Annotated in this window: 20 protein-coding genes and 1 pseudogene; 6 read left to right on the plus strand and 15 right to left on the minus strand. The window is 47.2% G+C overall.

What is annotated here, in order from left to right; translation table 11 throughout:
* On the minus strand, positions 1-213 hold a 213-nt coding region (locus AC5V8P_RS10925; RefSeq protein ID WP_495473633.1), incomplete at its 3' end, for a DUF6597 domain-containing transcriptional factor.
* 264 nt (positions 214-477) lie between these two features.
* Here AC5V8P_RS10925 and AC5V8P_RS10930 point away from each other — a divergent pair.
* The gene (locus AC5V8P_RS10930; protein WP_064796572.1) at positions 478-1860 is read left to right on the plus strand and encodes a Fe-Mn family superoxide dismutase; all 1383 of its coding nucleotides are present in this window, start codon (positions 478-480) and stop codon (positions 1858-1860) included.
* Positions 1861-1872: 12 nt separating this feature from the next.
* Here the strand turns inward: AC5V8P_RS10930 and AC5V8P_RS10935 are convergent, their stop codons facing one another.
* The 7 genes from AC5V8P_RS10935 to AC5V8P_RS10965 form a co-directional block, all read right to left on the minus strand.
* Positions 1873-2718, minus strand: coding sequence for a lipoate--protein ligase family protein (locus AC5V8P_RS10935; protein WP_064796573.1), 846 nt, complete (start codon positions 2716-2718; stop codon positions 1873-1875).
* Positions 2719-2852: 134 nt separating this feature from the next.
* Positions 2853-3446 carry a GTP cyclohydrolase I FolE gene (gene folE, locus AC5V8P_RS10940; RefSeq protein WP_064796574.1) on the minus strand — a complete coding sequence of 198 codons (594 nt, stop codon included), beginning with the start codon at positions 3444-3446 and terminating at the stop codon, positions 2853-2855.
* A 54-nt stretch (positions 3447-3500) separates the two neighbouring features.
* Positions 3501-3755 carry a YneF family protein gene (locus AC5V8P_RS10945; RefSeq protein WP_007428770.1) on the minus strand — a complete coding sequence of 85 codons (255 nt, stop codon included), beginning with the start codon at positions 3753-3755 and terminating at the stop codon, positions 3501-3503.
* A 105-nt stretch (positions 3756-3860) separates the two neighbouring features.
* Positions 3861-5594: a tRNA epoxyqueuosine(34) reductase QueG gene (gene queG / locus AC5V8P_RS10950; protein ID WP_063211550.1), complete on the minus strand. Its 1734-nt coding sequence runs from the start codon at positions 5592-5594 to the stop codon at positions 3861-3863.
* A gap of 98 nt (positions 5595-5692) precedes the next feature.
* Positions 5693-6130: a ribonuclease HI gene (rnhA, locus tag AC5V8P_RS10955; RefSeq protein ID WP_063211548.1), complete on the minus strand. Its 438-nt coding sequence runs from the start codon at positions 6128-6130 to the stop codon at positions 5693-5695.
* A 92-nt stretch (positions 6131-6222) separates the two neighbouring features.
* Positions 6223-6807, minus strand: coding sequence for a signal peptidase I (gene lepB, locus AC5V8P_RS10960; RefSeq protein ID WP_064796575.1), 585 nt, complete (start codon positions 6805-6807; stop codon positions 6223-6225).
* A gap of 119 nt (positions 6808-6926) precedes the next feature.
* Positions 6927-7352: a GNAT family N-acetyltransferase gene (locus AC5V8P_RS10965; RefSeq protein ID WP_014599477.1), complete on the minus strand. Its 426-nt coding sequence runs from the start codon at positions 7350-7352 to the stop codon at positions 6927-6929.
* 521 nt (positions 7353-7873) lie between these two features.
* On the opposite strand from AC5V8P_RS10965, the gene AC5V8P_RS10970 reads away from it, so the two are divergent.
* The gene (locus tag AC5V8P_RS10970) at positions 7874-8488 is read left to right on the plus strand and encodes a superoxide dismutase (protein ID WP_063211544.1); all 615 of its coding nucleotides are present in this window, start codon (positions 7874-7876) and stop codon (positions 8486-8488) included.
* A gap of 137 nt (positions 8489-8625) precedes the next feature.
* On the plus strand, positions 8626-9126 hold the full coding sequence (locus tag AC5V8P_RS10975; protein ID WP_064796576.1) for a DinB family protein: 501 nt from the start codon (positions 8626-8628) through the stop codon (positions 9124-9126).
* Here AC5V8P_RS10975 and AC5V8P_RS10980 read toward each other — a convergent pair.
* Positions 9123-10562 (minus strand): PTS transporter subunit EIIC, encoded by a 1440-nt coding sequence (locus AC5V8P_RS10980; RefSeq protein WP_063211540.1) that lies wholly within the window; start codon positions 10560-10562, stop codon positions 9123-9125. The two genes, AC5V8P_RS10975 and AC5V8P_RS10980, sit on opposite strands and share 4 nt — an antisense overlap.
* A 23-nt stretch (positions 10563-10585) precedes the next feature.
* A complete protein-coding gene (locus AC5V8P_RS10985; protein WP_063211538.1) occupies positions 10586-12781 on the minus strand; it encodes an alpha-galactosidase in 2196 nt (731 codons plus the stop codon).
* Between the two features lie 174 nt (positions 12782-12955).
* On the opposite strand from AC5V8P_RS10985, the gene AC5V8P_RS10990 reads away from it, so the two are divergent.
* Together AC5V8P_RS10990 and AC5V8P_RS10995 are read left to right on the plus strand one after the other, a co-directional pair.
* Entirely contained in the window at positions 12956-13777 is an 822-nt protein-coding gene (locus tag AC5V8P_RS10990; RefSeq protein WP_063211536.1) for an AraC family transcriptional regulator, read from the plus strand.
* A gap of 552 nt (positions 13778-14329) precedes the next feature.
* Positions 14330-15159 (plus strand): annotated as a pseudogene (locus AC5V8P_RS10995) (YiiG family protein).
* Positions 15160-15408: 249 nt separating this feature from the next.
* Here the strand turns inward: AC5V8P_RS10995 and mutY are convergent.
* Both mutY and acpS read right to left on the minus strand, forming a co-directional pair.
* The gene (gene mutY / locus AC5V8P_RS11000; RefSeq protein WP_064796577.1) at positions 15409-16650 is read right to left on the minus strand and encodes an A/G-specific adenine glycosylase; all 1242 of its coding nucleotides are present in this window, start codon (positions 16648-16650) and stop codon (positions 15409-15411) included.
* 4 nt (positions 16651-16654) lie between these two features.
* A complete protein-coding gene (gene acpS / locus AC5V8P_RS11005; RefSeq protein ID WP_064796578.1) occupies positions 16655-17059 on the minus strand; it encodes a holo-ACP synthase in 405 nt (134 codons plus the stop codon).
* A gap of 183 nt (positions 17060-17242) precedes the next feature.
* Between acpS and AC5V8P_RS11010 the strand changes: the two genes are divergently transcribed.
* The gene (locus AC5V8P_RS11010; protein ID WP_064796579.1) at positions 17243-18070 is read left to right on the plus strand and encodes an alpha/beta hydrolase family protein; all 828 of its coding nucleotides are present in this window, start codon (positions 17243-17245) and stop codon (positions 18068-18070) included.
* 92 nt (positions 18071-18162) lie between these two features.
* On the opposite strand, the gene nadE is transcribed toward AC5V8P_RS11010, so the two are convergent.
* The 3 genes from nadE to AC5V8P_RS11025 all read right to left on the minus strand — a co-directional run.
* Positions 18163-18972: an NAD(+) synthase gene (nadE, locus tag AC5V8P_RS11015; protein WP_063211526.1), complete on the minus strand. Its 810-nt coding sequence runs from the start codon at positions 18970-18972 to the stop codon at positions 18163-18165.
* A gap of 102 nt (positions 18973-19074) precedes the next feature.
* Positions 19075-19509 (minus strand): BrxA/BrxB family bacilliredoxin, encoded by a 435-nt coding sequence (locus AC5V8P_RS11020; RefSeq protein ID WP_063211524.1) that lies wholly within the window; start codon positions 19507-19509, stop codon positions 19075-19077.
* A gap of 142 nt (positions 19510-19651) precedes the next feature.
* Positions 19652-20028, minus strand: a 377-nt coding sequence (locus AC5V8P_RS11025) for an ATP-binding protein (protein ID WP_495473634.1), incomplete at its 5' end; no start/stop codon positions are given.

The following is a 20028-nucleotide window of genomic DNA, read 5'->3' on the forward strand; positions in this document are numbered from 1 at the left end:
GGGAGAAAGAAGATTCACGACAATATCGACACAGCCATCCGGGATAACCCGATGCCCAAGTTTGTCCGGAACAGGACGGAAACCCATTGTCCAAAAAGAAGCCACATGCGATTCCAAGCGAGGACTAGGCGAATATTCCCGGCAGTTATACCATGGCTGTAGCAGTTCTGGCTCCAATTTGGGAGAATGAACGGGATGGAACGAATGAGTCATTCTCAATCCCTCCTTGACCAAGTTAAATTTGTTATATAATCCGTATTATACTGGCATTAAAACGTACTTGTCGAAAAACCACCGGGCGACGCAGTTTTTTCAACTAGTTTAGACATTATATTTAGAGCATATTAGCGGGAGCTTTTAAGGAAGTTCATAGACATATTCCCGATGAGACAGCGAATATACTGGGTACATATGCGTCTAGGACAGATTTGCTAGATCTGCCGGATAACCATAGCTGGATACGGGAGGTAAAAAACGATGCTGAGTACTTATGGGTCTTTCCTGCCCTTACGTGTACTGGAGGAAATTCGTCATTGGAAGCAGCAGGAAAGTTGGCATGTAGAAGTGATTAAGTCCGCTACTGAAGGGCTAGAACCTGCCTATGTGCGGCTGCTGGATGATTGGCGTACCGTATTTGAACAAACAGAACGGGCCGCCATAGAGCTGCTTGAAGAGCAACGGAGCGCGCTTGACCCGGTAGAACAAGCATGGCAGCATCAGGAGAAAAAAGTGTCGTCTGCTCCCCAAGCTCATACACACCAGCTAGCTGAACCATCAGCACATTCAAGGAGATCAGACACATCAGCAGCTGGAGAGAAGCTGTCGTCCGAATTACCCCTGAATTCACAGCCTGCCTCACAGGAACTAAATCGTCGTCTGGACGATTTGCTGCAAACCGCCAACCGTCAGTCACAAGAATATATACGGCAGCTAGGTCTGCTGACCGAGCACAGTCAAGCATTGCGTCACCAGCCCAAATCCACTGGGGTTGTAATACACGCAGCACACGAAAGTCAATATTTCCTGATCTCGACAACCCCCTTTCAGGAACCCGGCTCGATTGCCCGAGCCGCCGGTTTGTATCATGTAGCAGCAGAGGGTGAGAATTACCCGGAGGAAGCGTTTCGAGAACGGCAGGCGGGCTTGAGAGGAGAAGGCTCAGAACCGGCTACTAAAGGCGTACAGTCCAGCCAGGCGCAGCCTTCGGCAGCGGACAAATCCTTAACCAGTCGCCCGGTTCCTATTGGGGGACATCGGCTTCCGCCGCTTCCTTACCCTTATAATGCGCTTGAACCCTACATTGATGAAAAAACGATGCGTATTCACCATGATAAGCATCATTTGAGCTATGTGAATGATCTGAATAAAGCGGAAAAGAAGCTGGAGGAAGCCCGAAAAACAGGTGATTTTGACCTCGTAAAGCATTGGGAGCGTGAACTGGCGTTTAACGGTGCAGGTCATTATCTGCATACTCTTTTTTGGACGATCATGAGTCCTCAAGGCGGTGGAAAACCAAGTGGACCGCTGGCTGAACAAATTAAAAAGGATTTTGGCAGCTATGATGCTTTCAAAAAGCATTTTAGTTCGGCAGCCGAAAAGGTCGAGGGCGGCGGCTGGGCCATCCTGGTGTGGAGTCCGCGCGCTGGACGGCTTGAAATTTTACAGGCTGAAAAGCACCAGAACCTGACTCAATGGGAGTCTATTCCGCTGCTGGCGATCGATGTGTGGGAACACGCGTATTACTTAAAGCATCAGAACGAGCGCAATAAATACATCGAAGATTGGTGGCATGTTGTCAACTGGCCTGAGGTGGAAGCGCGCTACGCGCAAGCCTCCAAGCTGAGATGGCAACCATTCTAAGCTAAAAACAAACTACACCTGCAAATCGTATCGCTCTCTGAGCGCTGCCATTTGTTTAGCCAATTCTTCCGGTTGCACCAGCAAACCGTCAGCAGGCAAAATGGCTGCCCGGCTCTCAACTACACGGCGCAGCGATGCTGTGTACGCCTCGACAGATGGCACACCAGCCAGCTCGGCCAGGCTGCCCATCGTTGCCGGATTCACCTGGGGATAATCCGGCTGCTGCGCGCTTGCCAGCGTATCCCCGGATGCCTCCCTATAAAATTGCTGCACCGCCTGCGCGCGCTCTGCTCCATGGCCCTCAATCATCACGAAAGCTGTGATGATATACGCCTTGGCTTGACGCCGCTGCGCAATGCCGCAAAACTTGCGTCCCCCGACGCTTACATCGTAGTCTCCGGGGCAGAAGGACCCGACGATTTCTCCGGTTTGCGCCTCGTCAGACCACGGGGCCAGCGCATCGGCAATCAGCCCCGCCATGAGCCGAAAATCCTCATGCAGGCTGATGGCCCGCTGCGGATTAGGCAGGATCAAGGACAGGTTCAGTACCCCCCTGTCCAGCATGACGGCCGCTCCGCCTGAAGGACGCACGCATACCGACATTCCTGAATTGCGCGCCCGCTCCATCGCCTGTGGAGCGTTGGGAAGCCTGCGGTCCCGGTGACCAATCACAAGCGCCGCCGGATGCCGCCATACATGCAAAATGGGCGCAGCCCCTCTCCCTACTTGCCGACAAGCCAGCTCCTCCCAAGCCAGCGGAAACAATACATCTTCCTGAGCATTTGCCAATGGCGCTTCCAGCCATTGCAACTCAGGCAATGTTGTTGCAATATCTGCTGAGCTATGTATATGGTCCATACGTTATCTCCTATCCAATTTTTTCATTTCATTCTTCACACCAGCGAGCGTTTTCTCTATTTCTGATGTTAACAAAAAAAGGCGGCTACGCCTATGCGTAGACCACCTTTTTTCATCATATCACACCGTGTTCTTCATTCCTTGATCAGGGACAAGAACTCTGCACGTTGTGCTGCATCATCACGGAAAATACCGCGTACTGCAGACGTTACCGTCTTGCTGCCAGGCTTTTTGACGCCTCTGGCACACATGCACAAATGCTCGCCTTCCACAACGACCATAACCCCATGCGGGGAGACCGCCTCATTTAGAATATCAGCGATCTGTGATGTAATACGCTCCTGTACCTGCAATCGGCGGGTCACTGCCTCCACCAGACGGGCAAGCTTGCTTAGTCCTACAATTTTGCCGCTGGGTACATAGCCGATATGCACTTTTCCGAAGAAAGGAGCCATATGGTGCTCACACTGACTGTAATAGACAATATCCTTCACGATCACAAGCTCCTCGTGATTCTCGTCAAATGTCACACCCAGCGCATCACGGGGATCAACCTCATAGCCCGCAAATATTTCCTCATACATGCGTGCCACGCGTGCCGGTGTTTCCAGCAAACCCTCACGCTTGGGGTCCTCACCGATCAGTTTTAAAATCTGCTCCACATGGTACTCGATTTTATCCCGGTTATCCGCAGCTTTGCGGTTAATATAATCTTTTACGCCAGCCACAGTAATCCTCCTCTATGCAGCAACCTCATGCGGCATCCGTGCTCACGTTGCTCATTATTTCCGACGGCCCTGATTTTTACGCGCACCAGGTTGATTTTTGGAGAACTGTTGGTTCTTCATCATCTGCTGTGCTCTTTGCATCTGTTTCCCATTCAGATTGTAACCCATCTGTTTGGCCATTTTTTGCAGCGTTTCAGGATCGTTTTGCATTTTTTCAAGCTGTTTACGAAGATAATAAGCACCGATGAAAAATCCCCCGACCAAGCCAACAATCAGGGTAATAATCGGAATGACAATATTCCACACCACGAAGTCGTCACCTCTGTATATTTATATGAAACATCTTGAATTACACGAACCTATCATAGCAAAACATGGGACAGCTAGCAAATTACTTTTTGCAAACATATGTCCTTATTCCTTCTCCAATTCCAGCAGCTTCATCTTGACTGGCAAGCCTCCGGCATAGCCGACCAAGCTTCCATTTGCACCTGATACCCGATGACACGGAAACAGGATAGGTAATGGATTTTTGTTGTTGGCTCCGCCGACGGCACGTACCGCCTTGGCTCGTCCGATCGATTCCGCAATATCTTGGTAGGACACGCTTTGCCCGTACGGAATTTTTTGCAGCGCACGCCATACCTGCTCTTGAAAAGGAGTGCCTCTCAAATCATAGGCTATACTGAATTCCCGTCGTTCTCCCGCAAAATATTCACGTAGTTGATCTGCAGCTTCACGCAGCTTTTCCGGCTCCTGCACATAGACATATTCCCCGATCCATGTCCGGGCCCATTGCTGAAGCAATGCTTCCTTCGCATAAAAAGAGCCATAGTCAATTCGGCATAGCCCACGATCCGTAGCACATAGTGTCAACGTGCCCACAGGTGTCTCCATTTCATCATAATAAATCGTAGTTGGACCCTGTGAATCCTCCGTCTTTAATTCAGAAGATGCTTGCTGCTCTGCCTGCTTTTGTTCCTCTAGTTTGGAATGCGCTTGTGCGATCATTTCGCGCACTTGCTCATGTTGTTCCTTCTCTGATGCTTGCTTGATCGCTGTCATAGCGTTCTCCCCTCCTATTCGACTCAAAGCCCACGCCGCCGTGCCTCGCAGCTCGGGACGCGGATCATCCAATAAAACCTCCGTCAATTTGGGCACCGCGCTAACATCCTTGAAATTGCCAAGGCCGATGACGGCATTGCGCTGAATCGGCTTCTTCCCCCGCCAAGCCGCCGCACTTTGACCAAAGCGGTCCTTAAATTCACGATTGCTCAAATCCAGTAATGGCAGCAGCAACGGCTTTACAATCTCAGGATCGGGTGTAAGCTCAGGATGGTGATCCCAGTTAAGGCCTCGATTTTTGGGACATACGATTTGACATGTGTCACATCCATACAGCCGATTCCCTATTTTTAGCATAAACTCCTCGTCCAAAAAGCCCTTGGTCTGCGTCAAAAAGGACACACACCGCTGGGCGTTCAGCTGTCCTGGACCTACAAGCGCACCCGTAGGACATGCATCCAAACATTTGGTGCACTCTCCGCAGCCATCCGTTACCGGTTCATCGGGTTGGAAAGGAATGTTCGTCAACAGCTCCCCCAGATAAATCCATGATCCCAACTTCGGTGAAATCATCATCGTATTTTTGCCGCTAAAGCCGATTCCTGCCCGCTCTGCAACAGCCCGATCCGACAATTCTCCGGTATCCACCATGCTTTTCAACAAGGCATCTGGGACTCGCTCACTTATAAAAGCCTCCAGCTTTTCCATCGCTTCGCGCAGTACCAGATGGTAGTCTTTCCCCCAGGCAGAACGTGCCATAATACCACGGTATTTGCCCTTGTCCGACTTCGGTGGGTCCTTCATTTTGGAAGGATACGCCACCGCAATGGCAATCAGTGACGCAGGCTGCGAGCCATACAGCTCCGGATAGATCCGCTTATCGATATCAGGCTCCTCAAAGCCGGATTCATAGCCTTTAGCACGGTGCTCTTCCAATATAGCTTTTAGAGACAGAAAGGGGTCGGCGGATGCGAACCCGATGGAGTCAATCCCCAGCCCTGGAGCTGCCTCAATAATTTCCTGCTTGAGCGAAGCCCAAGTCGAAGCCGTTCCGGTCGCCGTCCGAGTTAGTTCGCGTTGCATCCGATACTCACCTCTCTTTCACAATTCTTTCACTACAGATATGAGAACGTTGTATCATTCTCATATATTCAAATTTCAACAGAAAATAGCAACAGATGCTACCGTAAATTTTTAACAGCACTTGTCGCCAGAAAGTCACAGCGATTATTCAGTTCGTTGTCACTGTGACCTTTCACCTTCACATATTCAACCTCATGCTTACCCATTAGTTCCCACAATTCTTCCCACAGTTCCTTGTTCTCCACGGGTTGGTTTTTACTGTTGCGCCAGCCATTACGGAGCCAGTTCTTAATCCAGCCTTGTTTGAAACAATTGACGACATAGGCGGAGTCACTGTGTACTTTTACACGGCACGGCTCCTTAAGCAGCTTCAGCGCTTCAATCACCGACTTGATCTCCATACGGTTGTTTGTCGTCATCTTTTCGGCACCCGACAGCTCCTTGCGGTGCTCTCCATACAACAAAATGACCCCCCAGCCCCCTGGGCCCGGGTTACCCGAACAAGCACCGTCGGTATATACCATCACTTCTTTCATCGTTCTCTTCCTTTCCTGATCGGGAGCCGCTGATCCGTTATAACCCTGATCGGTCCGCGCGGTTCCCCATTGATTTTTAGACTATAGCTGCTCTATAGCCACTTCCACTCAGAGATCGGCCAAAATATAAACTCTGCACGTCCCAGTAAATCCTCTGACTTAACGCTGCCAAAATACCGGCTATCCTTGCTTGCAGCCGTATGGCGATTATCTCCCATGACAAAAAAGTGCTCCGGCTCCACCGTAAAAGGACCGTAATCACCATCCTCCACGTCCGAGTTGGTGTACGGCTCATTTAGCAGTTCACCGTTCACATACAAATGATTATGCTCAATCCGAATGACATCTTCAGGAATACCTATGACTCTTTTCACTAAAAATCTTGGACTGGACAATTGGGAATCGGGATCTCTTAAAATCACAATGTCCCCTCTCCCCGGGTCATGAAAATTATAAACCAGCTTGTTAACGAACAAATGCTGGCTTTCCATTAACGTCGGCTGCATTGAATGTCCTCTAACCGTGGACAAGTTAAATACAAACAGGTTCAGAAGCAGCAAGACGACCATTGCGATCAGCAGGGTGACTAACCAATCGCGTATGTAAGCAGAGCGACCTGCCTTTTTGGACGTTTCCGGTGAAGGAAGCAGGTCTGACGAAGGAGTCAAAGCGTCCATAATTAACCTCCTCAACCCTGTTATAAATAGAAAAGCATATCCCGTACCCGATTGCAACGGTTACTCAGATATGCTCTAAATGTAAATATTATACTGTGCTTCTGTATATCGATAACCGATTAATGAGGTGCCAAAATACTTAGCTTCTGAAACGCCTGTAAAATCTGGCTTGCTCCGTAGCCCATAGCTTCGTACAACGGCATGGCCGCACTGTTATGCTTGTCCCCAGCTACCCAAATACGACTCACCTTGCGTTGCTGAAAACGCTGTTCCATGAGCTCCACAAGCGATTTCCCGATTCCCATCCGACGATGATCTGGATGAATAGCAATACGATAATAACAGCCATGATTCTGATCAATCGTGCCAATCAGGGCACCAACGATCTCTCCCTCTTCTTCGGCAACGACGATCAAACCGGAATCCCACGAAAGCTGACGGGCAAAAGCACCCACCGTCTCTTTGTAGCACTCCTCCGACAAGGCAATTTGCATGAGCTCCGTTACTGAATTCACATCACTTAATTGAAAGGAACGAACGTGCATAGTAATATCTCCCTTTTCGTAAGCATAATAAATAAATTGAGGACAGCACCGTCATTTTTACATAAATCCATAAAGCGCTTATCATGGTGTTAATCACAAGGCATTATGATAAAAATGCATACGATCTGCTATATATGAAATGAAGAACAGGAAAAGGGTGTACGCCCTCAAGTTCGTCGTGTCATAGACATGACAGTTTATAGCAGACGACAAAAAAGCCCAAAATTCTGCTTCCTTGACCATTAAACCATACTTTTTGACGGAATACATCCCTTTTTCTCATGTAAGCGCTGTATATAAAGCGTTTACATTTTAATGTTCACAATTTACCTCTTATTACCTATGTATGATGTATTCCAATCGTGTTTTTGGACATGCTAGCTACCAGGCCCTATTGCCCAGTTTGGTATTTTACAAACAAAAATGTTGAAAAAATAGGCTGAATGCGGTTTAATATAACTATCGAGGGTATTATTACATAGGAACACTTACCCAACCATATAATCAGGAGGGATTTTATTATGGCATTTCAATTACCAGAACTTCCTTACGCAAAAGACGCACTGGAACCACACTTTGATGCACTGACAATGGAAATTCACCATGATCGTCACCATAACACATATGTTACAAACTTAAATGCAGCTCTGGAGAGCGCTCCTGAACTGCAAAGCAAAAGCCTGGAGGATCTGATCTCCAATCTGGACAGCGTTCCTGAAAGCATCCGCACTGCGGTTCGCAATAACGGTGGTGGACACCACAACCACAGTCTGTTCTGGGAAGTTATCGGCCCTAACGGCGGCGGACAGCCAACGGGTGCAATTGCTGAAGCAATCAACAACGAACTGGGCGGCTATGACAAATTTAAAGAAGACTTCACTAAAGCAGCTACAACTCGTTTTGGTAGCGGCTGGGCTTGGCTGGTTGTCGGCAAAGACGGCAAATTGGCAATCACTAGCACTCCAAACCAAGATAGCCCGCTGTTCGAAGGTCTGACTCCAGTACTTGGATTGGACGTTTGGGAGCATGCTTACTATCTGAAATATCAAAACAAACGCCCAGACTACATTGCAGCTTTCTACAATGTAATCAACTGGGATGAAGTCAACAAACGTTACGAGGCTGCTAAGAAATAAGCCAGTAACAACATCCTTATCCTAGCTCATAAAGGGCTGTCTCAAAAGTAGATTTTCTACGAATGAGACAGCCCTTTTGGCATTCTGTGGTAAACTGGTGGAAATCATTCTTTATTACAATCCCAGGAGGGTAATGGATGCAAACTTTTTTTCGTTATAACTGGATGGTTCGAGAACAATGGTACCGCTGGTGTGAAGAGGTGCCGCAGGAGGAACTGCTGAAAGAACGTATCGGCGGTGCTGGTAGCATTCTTAAAACGCTCTTTCATATCGTTGATGTAGAATGGAGCTGGATTCAAATCATTCAAGGCAAACCTGATTTCCAGGAGGACTTCTCTCAGCATAATACGCTGGATAAAGTTCGCGAGCTGGACGCGAAGTTTCGACTCGACGTGGAGCCCTTTGTCCTCGCCTGGCATGAAGGTCTGGAACGAAAAAGGTTTGAAGATCACCGCCCGGACGGCAGAATTGCGATCGATGCCTGGGGCGAGGTGATGCGCCATGTCATTGCCCACCAAATTCATCATATCGGACAGTTGTCCGTATGGTCGCGTGAGCTCGGCAAGGCCCCAGTTTCAGCCAATGTAATTGGCAAAGGGCTGATTGAGAGCGATCCATCCATAGAGGTCATTTCTTAAGATATTGCTTTTGACCTCTTGCTCTTGATCACACCGTAAGCCAATGTGAATAATGCTCCACATAACAGGGCAATCAGATGAGCGATAAGATAATTCATATGACCATGATTCTCTGACGCTGCAATTGCAAAGCCGGGAAGAGCCGTGGTTCCGAATCCAATGGCTGTCAGCTTGCTTAAATATACATAGGCTCCGGCAATCATTCCTCCGAGACATCCAGCAACCAGAGGGAACTTATACTTCAAAGTGACCCCGAAGATTGCGGGTTCCGAGATTCCAAAAAGTACGGACCCGAATGCAGAGTAACCCAGTTCTTTGACCTTGGTGTCTTTGCGATTCAAAAGAACATATCCCAAAACAGCGCCCCCTTGCGCCATCAAAGCCACCGATGCCAACGGGTTGATAAAATTTCTGCCTGTATCAGTTAACAGCTGCGCTTCTACCGCACCCATAACATGATGCAACCCCGTAATAACGATAATTTGCTGAATGCCTGCAAAAAACATAAAGCCGAATATTCCCAGGTTTTGCGTCATCCAAAGCAACGAAACCGTGACCAGACTGGCTAGCTCTCGCCCCAGAGGACCAATAATCGTAAACAATAACAGAGAAGATACAAAGACCGTCAGCAAAGGAGCCAAAAACAATTTAATCATGTCTGGAACCTTTTTGTTAAAAAACTGATCCAATTGGGCTACCACATACCCCATCATCAGAGCAATAATGATACCGCCCTGAAATCCAACCAACTGAACGGGAAGACCAAAAAGACTGATCGATTCCGGGCTTTGGCTCCCTTTCGCTACCTCAAAGGCGTCCGCCAAGGCCGGATGAAGCATAATTGCACCCAGTACAAGCCCCAGAATCGGACGACCGCCATATCTCTTGGTGGCTGAATAAACAACAAGCAGCGGCAGGATGGTGAAAATACCTGTGGAAACGATTTGAACAAAGCGATTGATCCCTTGGAAAATTGGGTACATCTCCACAATCGACTTGGGACCAAATAGCCCTTTCTGACCTAGCAGCCCGGTGATCCCCATTAACAATGCAGCAGCAAGAATTCCCGGCATGATCTCAATAAAGACATCTGACAGCGATTTAATCGCTTTTTGAAAAGGATTTTGCTTTTGTGCGGACTTCGATTTGACATCACTTAATGACATATCTTCTGTTCCGGTCAGTTTGGAGAACACGGCATAGATATTATTGACCAGCCCTGCTCCAAAAATGATCTGTAGTTGATCCCCCGCTATGAAGACGCCTTTAACCAGATCAACTTCTTCAATCTTTTTTAATTCCGCTTTTTCATTGTCTTCAAGTACAATTCTTAATCTTGTGGCACAATGGGCCACACCAATAATGTTCTCTTCGCCACCGATATATTTTAAAATTTCTTGAGAAATTTGCTTATACTGCTTTTCTTTTGCTTCCATCTAGTAAACCTCCTCTAGCTGCATCAGATGATGTCTTCTTTAACAAATCTCCAGAACAGGCCTAAAAAGTCCTGCTTCACCCTGGTTAGCGTTATGCCTACATGCATTAATTCATCACCGCCGAACAGCTCACCAGTTTCTATATTTCTGTATACGTAGTCTGGATTCAGACCTTTGAATTTTAACGTTTTAATCGCGGCAGCGGGTTGGGATAAAACCTTGAAATAGCTGGCCGCCATTTCTGTTTGATCCTCTGACACAAAGCACCATGCAGCTTCATTTTCATCAAACGGATTAATGATTCGGTAGAAGTTCCCAAACTGAATGAGCGATCTCATTTCCTTATATAGAGCTATTTGCTTTTTCACCACTTCTTTTTCTTCAACAGTTAATGTCGTCAAATCCAGCTCATATCCTAAATTCCCGGCCATCGCGACATAACCTCTGGTCTCCAATGGCGTTATTCTACCTACTTGATGGTTGGGCACGGTGGAGACGTGTGCGCCCATCGTAATCGGAGGGTAGACAAGACTTGTCCCCCACTGAATTTTCAATCGGCAAATGGCATCCGTATTGTCACTTGTCCAGGTCTGGGGCATGTAATAGAGCATACCCGCATCAAAACGGCCTCCTCCACTAGAGCAACTTTCGAATAAGACATGGGGAAACTTCAATGTAAGCTCTTCCATAATACTGTAGAGTCCCAGGATATAACGATGCGCCGTCTCCCTTTGTCTCTCAGGTGGCAAGGCGGCCGAACCCACATCTGTCATGTGACGATTCATGTCCCATTTTACATAAGTAATTGGAACGTTCGATAAAATATCGGAAACCGACTTAACGATGTACTCACATACTTCCTTCCTCGATAAATCCAACATAAGCTGATTTCTTCCCAGCGTATACGGGCGATCAGGGACATGGATACACCAATCGGGATGCTTTCTGTATAAATCGCTGTCTATGGATACCATCTCAGGTTCAAACCACAAACCAAATTCCATACCCAGACTTCGAATACGATTGGCAAGGTCCGGCAATCCATCTGGAAGTTTGCGACGATCCACCACCCAATCGCCTAATGAAGTATTGTCATCATCCCGTTTCCCAAACCATCCATCATCCAATACAAACAGCTCCACTCCTACACTTTGAGCTTCCTTCGCCAGCTGCTCAATCTTGTCGGCATCAAAGTCAAAGTAGGTGGCTTCCCAGTTATTAATCAGGATGGGTCGTTCCTTGTCACGAAATGGTCCACGACATAATCTGTTTCTGTATAAATCATGATAAATTCTCGACATGCCGCCCAAGCCATTTTCGGTGTATACCATAACCACTTCTGGCGTTTGGAACGACTCCTCCGGTTCAAGCTGCCATGTAAAATCAAAAGGATTAATCCCCATCGTGACCCGTGTGTTCCGATAGGAATCTACCTGCGTCTGAGCCGTAAAGTTCCCGCTGTACACCAGATTAAAGGCGTATACTTCGCCCTGATCTTCATCTGTCCCTTCTCTTACAAGCGCCATAAAGGGTGCCTGATGAGGGCTGCTGGCGCCACGGCAGCTGTCTACCATTTGAATTCCGGGTAAAATTTTTCGCCTTGCTATATTTTTTTCATTATTATGCGCACCGTACAAGGTAATGAGTTCATATTCATCATCTCGAAAATCCACACTAGCACTTAACGCTCTAAGCAGTTTTAGCTGCTGCTGGCCTTCATTATCAAAACGGACTGAACGGGTAATGACATCCCACTTTTGATACAGGCTATAGGATAGTAAAACCTTTACCTCAATTAATGGGTCTTCAAGGATGATTTCCAGTGTTTCTACTTCGCCATCATCCTCCGCATAAGTAGAAGGAAGCCCTTTCAATTTTGGTTTGCCTTGGTAAACCCGATGTTCTTTATACCGAAAATCTGTCACCGTAGAGCCATTCTCCAATTGAAGCTGATACGCAGGAATCCTGAAATCACTATTTCCAAATGACGGATATTCTTGGGGGATGGTATCCAGTGAAAAGGCTCGATCCGCCCCATCCGGATTGGGTGAAAATCCCCTATCCATAAAGATGATTTTATTGCTTCCCCGATAGTTCTGAATTTTCTTTCCCCAATACAGATGGGCTAAATAACCATCTCGTATAACCTGCATGACATAACTTGTATTGCTCCCTTGTAAATGGAATAGTAGCTTCTCTTTATCGATGATTATAGCCATAGTGACCCCCTTGTAGCGCCAATAGTAATATTTTCAAAAAATATAAATAATGTTGTTTCCTTATTTCTTACACCCTAATCATAATGGAATAGTTTTAATAATTATATGGAATAATGTAGACTCTATATGAAACGGTGTGATATTATGCAGAGATGAATTAAGAGGTGAAAATAAATGAGTGCGCACTTTTCCAATCATTCCTATAACAATGTGGATCTCCATTTATACACCTGTGGCAAAGAAAGCTGTACCAGCAAACACGCTTATGGTCCAGCTATTCGAAGCGGGTATATGGTGCATTTTATTTTAAAAGGAAAAGGGATCTTTAAAGTCAACGATAAAATCTATCATTTGGAGAAAAACGATGCTTTCTTTATTGAGCCGAAGGTTCTAATTTACTACGAAGCCGATGAAGTCGACCCATGGGAATATGCCTGGATTGGTTTTAATGGAATGCAAGCAAAAGAATATCTAAGCCGGACCTGTATAAATAGGGACAATCCCATTTTCCGGTTTGAAGCGGAGGGCAGCCTGGCCCGCTGTATGGAAAGTATCGTCGTATCTTCTACTCTGAAATCCAACAAAGACCTGTTGCTTGCTTCCAAGTTGTATGAATTTCTGTATCTGATGTTTGAACTTTATCCTAATCAGGAAGTCAACAATGAGGTAAGACAGCAGCGGTATATCAAAGAGGCGCTTCTCTTCATTCAACAGAACTATTCGCACTTCATTACCGTAAGTGACATTGCCAAGTACATTTCAATTGACCGTTCGTATTTGCATCGTTTATTCAAACAGCAACTCAATAAGTCACCGCAGGAATATTTATTGCATTTGAGGATTGAAAAATCATGCTCCCTCTTAAAAAATACTTCGCTTAAAATCGGAGATATTGCTCGATCAGTAGGGTACAAAGATGTATTACTGTTTTCAAAAATGTTCAAAACAGTCAACAAGATGACTCCATCCGAGTACCGAAAAAATCACCAAAAATAACACGTTTTGACGTTCTACCCCGGCTGCCCATAATAAACCTCTTATGAACAAAGAGGTCAACCAGTAAAAACTGGCTGACCTCATCATACGAACGGACAGGATAGCTTGGTTGTTCGAGAAAAATAATAACTCCTTTAATTCCGGACAGCCAGAGCAGCCGCAACGGCAACTGGATCTCCACCGCCCGTCTCAAGCTGATCGATTACGATTTATCATTAGGCCGACCTTCACCAAATAATTTTAAAATTGAATAGATTGTTTCACAATCAACATTAATATGCGGCGAAGAGGGATTTTAATCGACCAGAAGAGGTCAGTTGTTCTCTCTCCTATTCAGACATCTTACAAAAGAAAAGCACGTTAAATTACTCAGTCGGAGGAATCACTATTTTGAGAAAGCTATCATTCTTTATTGCCATTTTCATGTTAGGTGCAATGTTATCCGCTTGTTCTGCCATTGCATCCACCGTAAATCAAGCGCCTGCAGGCGTTACGTCCAGCGAGAGCAAAGAAATCGAAAAATACAATGCGTATGTGAGGCTGAATAACTTGATGACAGGCAGAATCAATGAGGTTCTGGTTCATTATTTCGAGAAGTTCGGAGCTGATACACAGCCTGTAATCGACAAGAACTTCAGCTTCATCATGCTCGGCGTTGCTGAAACTGAGCGGGAAATTGTTGATAAAGCGAACGGGTATACCGCAAGCCAACCTGCTTTTGCGAACGCAGACCCCGTAGTGATCAAACTGACACCAGTCATCAAAGATCTGTTGTCCGTCCTGGACGAAATGAAAGCCTACTACGATACAAAAGGCTACGTGGATGATAATTTCGCAAAAGGAAAACAGCTGCATACAAGCTTGTAAGTGCCAATCTCGCTTACGAGACTGTCGCCAAACAATACTTCACGGCTTTGCAAAAATTGGGTAACGAGCAGCGTCTGGCTGAACTGCAAAAACTCAAGGATTCAGACCAGCAGATCAGGTATAATGCCTTGAAGTTCATGATAGATGCCGAGACTACGGCCATTGCAATGGATGAGCAGGGAATCACCGCCGACAATGTGCTTCAGCTTGATATGACGAAGTTTAAAGCCAAATACGACATTATGACCGCAGATCTGAGTGCGCTCATGACCATCTCAAAAGACAAAAAACGAGTTCAAAAAGAAGGAATTAACAGCTTCAGTATCGAGAGCTATGTTGATTCAGCCACTGAGGCAAAAGCGGCCGCTTCGAAAATCATTGAACGCATCAATAAGAAGGAACCTGTATCTGATTCTGACCTGAACGGCCAGTTCCTGAACACTACAGATGGCACACCTGAGAATTTCAATTATAAGCTAAGCAAGGCAGTCGAACGATATAATGAAATAAATTAAGCGTATCTAACGATAGGGGCTGCGAAAATAAATACGGAATTCCGGTAACGAACAAGCCTTACCCGCGATTTAAACGCGGATAAGGCTGTAGCAACGATTCTAGGGAAAGAGTGATATGACTGAACTAACAGGATACGTTAGTTCAATGGAACAGCGACAGTCTAGGACTTTATTTTCTCGTCCTTGGTTGTCGCTGTTTTAATTTCTAGGCTCAGTCTAATACTTTATTTTTTGCCGACAGTTATTTTATTAACATCCGTTCTCTTTTTGCTTTGCATAATACTCGGTGATCAGATCCAGGAACACCTTGGGAAACGCCAAGGTGGTCATATCCGCCTCGCTGATCCAGCGGTACCCCGCCGGCAAGGCGCTACTCGCCTGCTCCGCCTGGTCTGCCAGCGCAACCAATGCACCCGGCTTCGCCGCCGTGGTGCTATAGCTGGCCCGCTGCTCGGCAGCCAGCGGCTGTTCGCCCGCCTTCCCGGCAGGGGCGGCGACCTCCTCACACTGGAACACACGCAGGTTCCAGTGAATGTGGCTGAACGTGTGCTCCGCCTCACGTACATACCGCACCGGGCGCGCATACACGCCCTCTGCCAACAAATGAGCTGCCAGGTGATCCATGGCTGGCTCATCTGGCACCGGACCGTTGTAGCCCTCCGGTCCGGCAAGCTCATGCGGCAGCTCCCACATGCGGGCCAACAGGCCCTTGGCCGGGCGCTGTCGCACAAGCAGGCAGCCTGCGTTGGCACCGCTGCCCTCGATAAGGGCGACGGAACGCGGCTCCAGCCGCGGCGGCTTCGCTTTTGTTTTAACTGGCAGCGTCTCTTCGCGGCCTGCCAGCCTACCCGAGCAATGCTCCATGACCGGGCAGGTCAGACAATGAGGCGATTTAGGAGTACAAACCAGCGCCCCCAGCTCCATCAGTGCCTGATTAAAATCAGAGGCCCTCCCTTCGGGAATCAGCTCCCTGACTAGGCTTTCCATATGCGACCGCGTGCTGCCTTTCATAATATCCTCTTCAATGAGGAAATAACGCGACAGCACACGCATCACATTCCCGTCCACAGCAGGCTCTGGTCGATTAAAGGCAATGCTCATAATGGCCCCCGTCGTGTATGGACCTACACCTTTCAATGCCGCCACAGCCTGCGTATCATCTGGCACCTGTCCGCCGTGAAGCTCAACTACCTGTTTCGCTGCAGCTTGCAAGTTCCGGGCCCGCGAATAATACCCTAGCCCTTCCCACAGCTTGAGCACATCCTCCTCGGGCGCTTCCGCCAGCGCTTCAATCGTCGGAAAACGTGCAATAAAGCGATTGAAATACGGTATGACTGTATCGACACGTGTCTGTTGAAGCATAATTTCCGAAATCCAGATATAAAAAGGATTGCGATGACGGCGCCACGGCAAATCGCGTTTGTTACGTGTATACCAATTTAACAGTTCGAAGCTAAAATAACGCTTTTGTTCCAATGTATTTGTAGTCATCCCATCACGTCTCCTTATATTCGACAATCACAAAAGCAGAGGCAATGTTAGGCTGATGTGTGATACTTAAGTGAATGTTGTAATTCAAGTGACCCATATTCGGTAATTTCAGTCGATCCCATGCAGACGAAGACAAATAAACTACGGGCTTCCCCCCCGGTTCAGGTAAAATATTCATATCGCTGAAACCGATGATTTGCCCAATTCCACAGCCAAAGGCTTTCGTTACTGCTTCCTTCGCGGCAAAGCGCCCTGCTACGAACTCCGCTAGCCTTCCCTTGCGCTCCACTGCAAGCTCGCGTTCTGCCGGGGTCAATACCCGATTTAAAAATGCATCTGCATATTTACCTGCCAAAATATGAGCCATACGGCTTATTTCCAGCACATCATGTCCAATTCCGTAGATCATTTGGGTATTCCCCGTCCTTTTTTACTTTACTGGATCTATTGTAACAGTGCGTCCACACCCTGGCGAGTCACACAGGCGTAAAAGCGTCACCAATATATGTTAAAATAAAAGAGGCATTCGGTGAATACTTGAAAATTCGCCGACATGCCAGTTTAAAAACTCCCTGTAGAAAGGAAGGATAGGATGTCAGAAACCATTGTGGTTGAAGCAGGTACCGATGCAGGAACAGATGCAGTGATTCGTGCCTCCTGGTTTCCCGCTAAACATACAGCCAAGAGCCTGCTCGTCATCGCTCATGGCTACAAAGGATTTAAGGATTGGGGAATGTTCCCCTTTATAGCAGAAGCATTGAGTATGGATAACCATGTGGTGACCTTCAATTTTTCACATAATGGCATAGGTGAGGATCTGGAGAATTTTACCGAGCTGGAAAAGTTCGCACGCAACACCTATAGCCGCGAACAAGAGGATTTGGATGTATTGCTGTCCAATCTGAGAGCACGCCAAGAATTCAGAGAATTGCCGTTGTTTCTGTTAGGACATAGCCGAGGTGCGGGAAGCTGCTTTGTATATGCACTAGATCATCCCCGCGAGATTGCGGGCGTCATTTCATGGAATGGCGTAACCAATCTTGATCTGTTTACCTTACCGCAAAAAGAAGAAATGCGCGCCAAGGGGCGCAGCTACGTGCAGAACGCCAGAACCGGACAACAGCTTCCGCTGGATGCTGTCATTCTGGACGACCTGGAGCACAATCGCGAGCGTTTTGCCATTATAGACAGGCTTGCCAACAGCAAGCTCCCAGCTGTGCTTATCCAGGGAACCGAAGACTCCAAACGTCTACGGGAAGGCTCTGCCCAGCTCACCTCCGTTCGTCCCGACATCGAGTGGGTACAGATTCAAGGCGGCAATCACACCTTTAACACTGTTCACCCATTCCAAGGAGGCAGTCTTCAACTGGATCAGGCGATTACCGAAACCCGCCGCTTCATTGACTGGATCATCAATTAAACGGTAGCCCCTTCAATACAAACGGCGATCCGCCGGACGGATCGCCGCATTTTATTTACTTAATCATTTTACAATTCCCAAATGATAAATACTTATACACCCGGAATGCTTGTCCGCTTATGTGCCGTACGCGTAAAATAGCTTTCCAGCTTTTCGCGAGCCGCCGGGTCAATTTCCTTGCCTTCCAGGTAGTCGCTGTTTGCTTCGTAGGAGATTCCCAGTTCCTTTTCATCCGTCTGGCCTTCCCACAACCCTGCTGTAGGCGCTTTGTCCAAAATAGCCTGTGGAACTCCAAGATAGCTGGCTAGCAAACGCACCTGACGTTTGTTGAGCGTACTGAGCGGTGTAATGTCGACCGCACCATCGCCCCATTTGGTATAAAAGCCCGTAATGGCTTCTGAAGCATGATCTGTACCCACGACGAGCAGGTTCAGTTCATTCGCGAGTGCGTACTGAGCCACCATACGTGTTCTTGCCTTTACATTTCCTCTCACTTGCGGAGTAATGGAACGTTCCAGACCCATATCCTTTAATGCATGCTCCACTTCCACGGCAACCGTATCCACGGCTTCCTTAATGTTCGTTTCCCCGGCATATTTCAGGTTGAACGCTTTGGCGACCGCGTAGCTGTGCTCGATATCTTCCTGTTGACCATATGGCTGGAATACACCTAGCGTTTTGTATTCTTGCCCTTGCTCCTGTGTCAACTCATCTGTAGCCTGCTTGCACAAGGCCGCTGCTACGGCACTGTCAATCCCGCCACTAATGGCGATCAACAGTCCTTTGCTTCCTGTTTTTGTTACGTACGATTTGAGGAAATCCACACGCTTGCGGACCTCCGCCTCTACATTGATCGTAGGCTGTACTCCCAATTCAGCAATAATCTGTTCCTGCAAACTCATCAGATAAGCACCTCTTTTTTAGGAATTTCCTTCACAAGCCAACATGCAAAAGCCCCGGCAAGTTTCGCAGGCGAAAAATGCGGGGGCATAGCTTGAGCAGTCTTACCGGCAAAAACGGTCAAATGCACCCGTCAAATCAGCAGCAATCTGATCTGCCGAACGATCTTCGATCTGATGACGCTCGATGAAGTGAACCAGCTCACCGTCTTTCAACAGCGCGATCGAAGGGGAAGATGGCGGATACGGCGCGAAAAATTCGCGTGCCTTTGCCGTTGCTTCCTTGTCCTGACCAGCGAAAACCGTGTACAGATGATCCGGCGTAACATCATGCTTCAGCGCTTCAGCTACACCTGGGCGGCATTGGCCTGCGGCACAACCGCATACCGAGTTCACAACCACCAGTACTGTACCTTTAGCATCAGGCAGCTTGGCCTCCACATCTTCAGAAGTACGCAGTTCCTGAATCCCAAGATTCGTCAGTTCATCGCGCATAGGCTGAACTGAATCTCTCATATATTGATCGAAAGACATAGACATATTCTTTCACTCCTTTTCGATAAATCATGTATACTACGTTTCTAATTTCATCCTTTGCCGTAGTAAAGGCATGGACATCTAAAGCTCATTATACAATCTTTTTCACGTAATTTGCAAAAAATCGAGTTACATCTTTGCATAATTATTTCTGCACCGTATTTATGACAGGAGTCTCTGAATGCTCACGATAAGTCGGAATGGTTCTGCGCAAACGGACTTTAAACTGTGTGCCCATTCCTTCCACTGAATCTACGGCAATCGTACCGTGATGACGCTCCACTATACTTTGACATAAGGCCAGACCCAGACCTGTACCTTTCGTTTTGGTGGTGTAAAAAGGCTGGAACAGCTTTTCAAGCTGTTTTTGCGGAATTCCTGGACCGGTATCCTTCACTTCCAATTCGACAAAATCCCCTTCTTCATGAGTAGAAATGGTCAGTACTCCCTTTTCTCCCATGGCTTCCATCGCATTACGCGATAAATTAAGCAGCAATTGCTTGATTTCCTTAGTGTTCAGAT

This window comes from Paenibacillus sp. N119s, assembly GCF_059447605.1.